At 43.9% G+C, this 4,118-nt stretch carries 10 protein-coding genes; all 10 read right to left on the minus strand.

Translation table 11 applies throughout. The annotated features are described in order from the left end of the window. Nucleotides 1–86 precede the first annotated feature (86 nt). The 10 genes from ACM9H2_RS05965 to rpmC are packed head-to-tail and all read right to left on the minus strand — an operon-like array spanning nucleotide 87 to nucleotide 4,011. Nucleotides 87–623 carry a 50S ribosomal protein L6 gene (locus tag ACM9H2_RS05965; RefSeq protein WP_415489216.1) on the minus strand — a complete coding sequence of 179 codons (537 nt, stop codon included), beginning with the start codon at nucleotides 621–623 and terminating at the stop codon, nucleotides 87–89. A 6-nt stretch (nucleotides 624–629) separates the two neighbouring features. Beyond that, a complete protein-coding gene (locus tag ACM9H2_RS05970; RefSeq protein WP_415489218.1) occupies nucleotides 630–1,022 on the minus strand; it encodes a 30S ribosomal protein S8 in 393 nt (130 codons plus the stop codon). After that, nucleotides 1,019–1,201, minus strand: a complete 183-nt coding sequence (locus ACM9H2_RS05975; RefSeq protein WP_415489220.1) for a 30S ribosomal protein S14 — start codon at nucleotides 1,199–1,201, stop codon at nucleotides 1,019–1,021. The genes ACM9H2_RS05970 and ACM9H2_RS05975 overlap by 4 nt, the downstream gene beginning before the upstream one ends. Next, nucleotides 1,194–1,718 carry a 50S ribosomal protein L5 gene (locus ACM9H2_RS05980; protein ID WP_415489222.1) on the minus strand — a complete coding sequence of 175 codons (525 nt, stop codon included), beginning with the start codon at nucleotides 1,716–1,718 and terminating at the stop codon, nucleotides 1,194–1,196. The genes ACM9H2_RS05975 and ACM9H2_RS05980 overlap by 8 nt, the downstream gene beginning before the upstream one ends. A 1-nt stretch (nucleotide 1,719) precedes the next feature. Continuing rightward, nucleotides 1,720–2,421 carry a 30S ribosomal protein S4e gene (locus tag ACM9H2_RS05985; protein WP_415489224.1) on the minus strand — a complete coding sequence of 234 codons (702 nt, stop codon included), beginning with the start codon at nucleotides 2,419–2,421 and terminating at the stop codon, nucleotides 1,720–1,722. Next, a complete protein-coding gene (rplX, locus tag ACM9H2_RS05990) occupies nucleotides 2,418–2,771 on the minus strand; it encodes a 50S ribosomal protein L24 (protein WP_415489226.1) in 354 nt (117 codons plus the stop codon). Before rplX ends, ACM9H2_RS05985 begins: the two co-directional genes overlap by 4 nt. 4 nt (nucleotides 2,772–2,775) lie before the next feature. After that, nucleotides 2,776–3,174, minus strand: a complete 399-nt coding sequence (locus ACM9H2_RS05995; RefSeq protein WP_415489227.1) for a 50S ribosomal protein L14 — start codon at nucleotides 3,172–3,174, stop codon at nucleotides 2,776–2,778. Further along, complete coding sequence (locus ACM9H2_RS06000) at nucleotides 3,171–3,515, minus strand: 30S ribosomal protein S17 (RefSeq protein WP_415489228.1); 345 nt, start codon at nucleotides 3,513–3,515, stop codon at nucleotides 3,171–3,173. Before ACM9H2_RS06000 ends, ACM9H2_RS05995 begins: the two co-directional genes overlap by 4 nt. Further along, a complete protein-coding gene (locus ACM9H2_RS06005; protein ID WP_415489229.1) occupies nucleotides 3,506–3,796 on the minus strand; it encodes a ribonuclease P protein component 1 in 291 nt (96 codons plus the stop codon). The genes ACM9H2_RS06000 and ACM9H2_RS06005 overlap by 10 nt, the downstream gene beginning before the upstream one ends. Beyond that, nucleotides 3,793–4,011, minus strand: coding sequence for a 50S ribosomal protein L29 (rpmC, locus tag ACM9H2_RS06010; protein WP_415489231.1), 219 nt, complete (start codon nucleotides 4,009–4,011; stop codon nucleotides 3,793–3,795). The genes ACM9H2_RS06005 and rpmC overlap by 4 nt, the downstream gene beginning before the upstream one ends. Nucleotides 4,012–4,118: the final 107 nt, after the last annotated feature.

The following is a 4,118-nucleotide window of genomic DNA, read 5'->3' on the forward strand; positions in this document are numbered from 1 at the left end:
ATAGTACCGAATCCTGCTTCTTCAAGTGCTTGGGCTTTTGAGGGGCCGACACCGGGGAGGTCTGTTAGTTTGAGATTATCAGACATTTATGCTTCACCTCTAACGGGTTTTTTTGTGATATAAATACCATCTTGGAAGACCCGGGGGTCTTTATCTTTAATAGTAGTTAATTGTTCTATCGACCCGGCGGTTTGCCCAACTGCTTCAATGTCAGGGCCAGTTACAAGAACTTTTTCTCCATCGATTGAAACGGTTGTTTCACCATGGATTTTGGTTTTTCGAGGGTGTCGTTCTCCGAGGAAGTTGTCGATTATTACAGAATTTTGGTCCACGCTAACTTGCATAGGGAAGTGAGCATAGAGAATATCAAGTTCATAGGTCCAGCCTGCAGTCACCCCGTGGAACATGTTCAAAATATGACTTCTAAAGGTTCCGGTCATAGCGATTGTTTTCTTAGTTTCAGAAGAACGCTCTATTATTATAGAATTCTCAGTTGAGTGTAGGAGAAGACCGGGATATTGGAAACGTTTTGAAACCTTTCCGTTTGGACCCTCAACCGATAGATCTAGTCGGTCTAGTTGCGCCGTTACGTTTTCTGGGATTTTGATTTCTATTTTTTCCATGATTATTCAATAAATGTATGCTAGGAGCTGGCCTCCAATTCCAGCTTTTCTGGCCTCGTAATGGCTCATTACGCCTTGACTAGTGGTTAAAACTAGTGCGCCATAATTTTGTGCAGGGAGATATCTTTTCTCCCACTTCTCAAAATTAGAGAGGGCGATAGAATAACGCGGTTTGATTGGGGCGCATTTGTTGATGGCCCCTTTTAGTTCAACATCGATGTATCCTGCTTTTCCATCTTGGACATGTTCAAATTGGCCTATGTATCCATGGTCGTGAAAGACTTCGAAAACATTACCAATAAGCTTCGATGCGGGTTTTGCTGTATATTGTAGGTGTCCAGCATTTTCGGCATTATTTAGCCCAGATAGGGCATCGGATAGTGGATCATTTCCTGTCATGAGTATTTTTTAAACCCCACAGTTCTTGCTAATTCGCGGAAACACTGGCGACAAAGCCAAATGTTGTACTTACTGACGAGACCTTGGTTACGTCCGCAGCGTCTGCACGAATGGGTTTGGCCAGTTGCGATTGTAGGTTCCTGGTTTTGTTCTATTTCTTCTGTTTGTTCGTTATTCATTAGATTGGACCTCCACATTGAAAGTTGATTCAATGAAAGTTACCGATTCTTCGGCGGTTAGGCGGTGGGACATGGGGATAGATTTGGATCTACGTCTTCGCCGTTTTATTCGCGCGCCTGCGCGGTTGAGGACTACAGTTACATCAAGTCCATAGAGCCCAATGGAAGGGTTATAATCTTGATCTGGGAAAACTATGTGTTCAGAAAGTCCAAAGCTCAAATTTCCCTCATTATCGAAAGAGCTTTTAGAGATATTTGCATGGGGCAATGCTAGTTTGAGAAACTCGACTGCTGCTTCGTTTCGAAGAGTAACTTTTGCCCCTATGGGTTCGCCTTTTCGGATTCCAAAGTCTGCGATAGTAGACTTTGATATGGTTTGAACTCCAGTTTGTCCAGTGATTGCATTGAGTATTTCCTCTGCATTCTGGAGTTTCTTCCCGGCTTCACCCACACCCATGTGTACAACTACTTTTTCGATGCGCGGGTCGCGCATGGAGTTGGTGCTTTGTACGGACATGTTAACTTCCACCTCCTGTGAATTTTTCGTCGATAACAACTATGTATTTTTCCACAGTATCGAAGGTATCTGCGTCCGTTTTTACTTCAACTACATTTGCAAAGCTCCCAGGTCGAACGCTGATGGTTTTTAAAATGCCTATTTCTCCGGCATGAGATCCACCAATTACAGTAACCAACGCTCCTTCTTTATACGGGAAGTGAGCAACTATATCCCCAGTTTCGTTGTCTGTGATAAGAGAATCTCCAACATAATACTCGGTTGGATTTGGCACCGTCAGAGTAGTACCATTATGCAAAGCTAGTTGTATTAATTGAGGAGAGAGTTGCGATTTTCCAGTTATTTTACTGAGTTTCGAAGTGGCTGCTTCGGGGCTAATTGGAGTTAGATTTAGACGCCCTCCAGAATCGGGGAAGATACGGTAGTATTCATTTCGGTCTAGGAAAGCCAATATATCAAACATACCAACAGAGCGTTTGGAGTCAGTTACAACTCTTCCGTTAATCATAATTGATCGGCTTCTTAGGGCATAATCGGCTTCTTTTGAGGAAGTGACATACTGAAGTACATCTCGGATTATTATGAGCAAGGGGACTCCGCTATTTCCATGAGGACCTGCTCCAGCTTTGACTGTATAAACTGAGGTTTTCCTTTCAACTGGCCAGGAAGCAGGAGCAGATAGGCGTTTTTGATGCCGGGTCATGATGTTTCCTCCAGCTTTGATTTTCGCATAGTGTCAGAGAGATTTAATTTTGTGATACGCAAATTGGAAGCAACTAGAGGAAGGGGATATTCTTCTCCATCGCCTTTTTCTGCAGTGATTCCATCTGCGAAAACTAGTTTGGATTTTAGATCCACCCGGGACACAGTTCCTGTTTCTCCCGCGAGGTCTCCACGCATGACTTCAATTGTATCACCAGTGTTGACACGAGTACTTCTTCGGCCGTGTTTTTTGCGTAACTCCAAGGACAAAGCTGCGTTGAGCTGCTTATGTCGTAAATGCAATGGTGCATTGTATTGTCGTTTTCTTTGTTTACGGGGTTGTGTTGTCATGATTTTAAATTATAGTTGTTGCCGTACTGGCTATACCTCCAAAACGCTCGGCGACTTCTCTGGCGATTGGGCCTTTGATTTCAGTTCCACGGGGTTCACCCATATCATCGATTAAGACTGCGGCATTATCCTCAAATTTGACACGGAGGCCGTTAGGTCGTCGGAAAGATTGTTTTTGTCGGACGATAACCGCTTGGAGTATTTGACGTCGCATTTCGGGAGATCCTTTGCGGACAGATACGGTGATTTTATCACCGATTCCAGCTGTCGGGAGTCGGTTTATGGTTCCACGATACCCAGCTACACTAATTAAGTTTAATTCCCGGGCCCCGGTGTTGTCTGCGCAAACGAGTTTTGCTCCTTTTGGTATACCTCTACTGATGCTAGATGTAATTGATTTCATGCTCCATCTCCTTTGTCTGAAACACGTTTCGTTACTTCCACAACAACGTGTGACTTGGTTTTGGAGATTGGTCGCGTTTCGGCTATTTTAACTTGGTCTCCAACTTCGAGTTCTATGCCTTGTGGAACGTGGGCAGGTACTCTTGACCTACGTTTCATATATCTCTCGTATTTTGGTATGAATACAACATACTCACGTTCGACTATCACGGTTTTATCCATAGAGGTAGAAGCTACAGTTCCCTCCAACACACCGCCTCTAACGGAAAGGGGCTTGGGTGAATTGGTGTTTTGTTTGGAGCTACCACCATCAGTTTTTATTACATTTGGTTTTAGTGCCATATTGATCCTCCTGCTTTTTGTGTCCTGCGTGACGGGCGGGAAACGAGATATTTCCCCTCAACTACTGCATATTCCCCACCTGGTAATTTTACTTCAAATGTGGTTCCAGATTTGGGAACTATTTGGGTTTGGCCATGGTTCTCAATTTGGAAGGTTTTCATCGTTTCGTCGATGATACTACCAGAAATACCGATGTGAGATGGGTTTGATGCCTCAGCCACTTTTGCTTCAAGTCCTATCAACTCATGTCGTGATAAATTTTCAGGGAGTATTTGAATCATGAGGAGACCTCTTCTGTGGTTTCTTGTTGTTTTTGAATAGTTTTGATTCTAGCTATTGTTCGGCGTAATTCCCGAACCAATCCGGGGTTGTCGGAGGAACCTCCAGCAAATTGTATTGCACGTGCATTCAATAATTCTGTAGATAACTTCTCGAGTTCGGATTGCCTCTCTTCAGAGGTCATATCTCTAATTTCAGAGGGGCGGAGAGAAGCCATCAATTATCACCTTTGTCGAGAGACGTTTTGATTTTCTCAGCGAGATTTTCACTGATTCCTGAAACTGCGGCGAGGTCGGTTACTCCTGCAGCTTGTAGTGCCTCGAT

This window comes from Candidatus Hikarchaeum yamanae, from assembly GCF_009889665.1.
In the GTDB taxonomy this organism is placed as follows: domain Archaea; phylum Halobacteriota; class Halobacteria; order Halobacteriales; family Hikarchaeaceae; genus Hikarchaeum; species Hikarchaeum yamanae.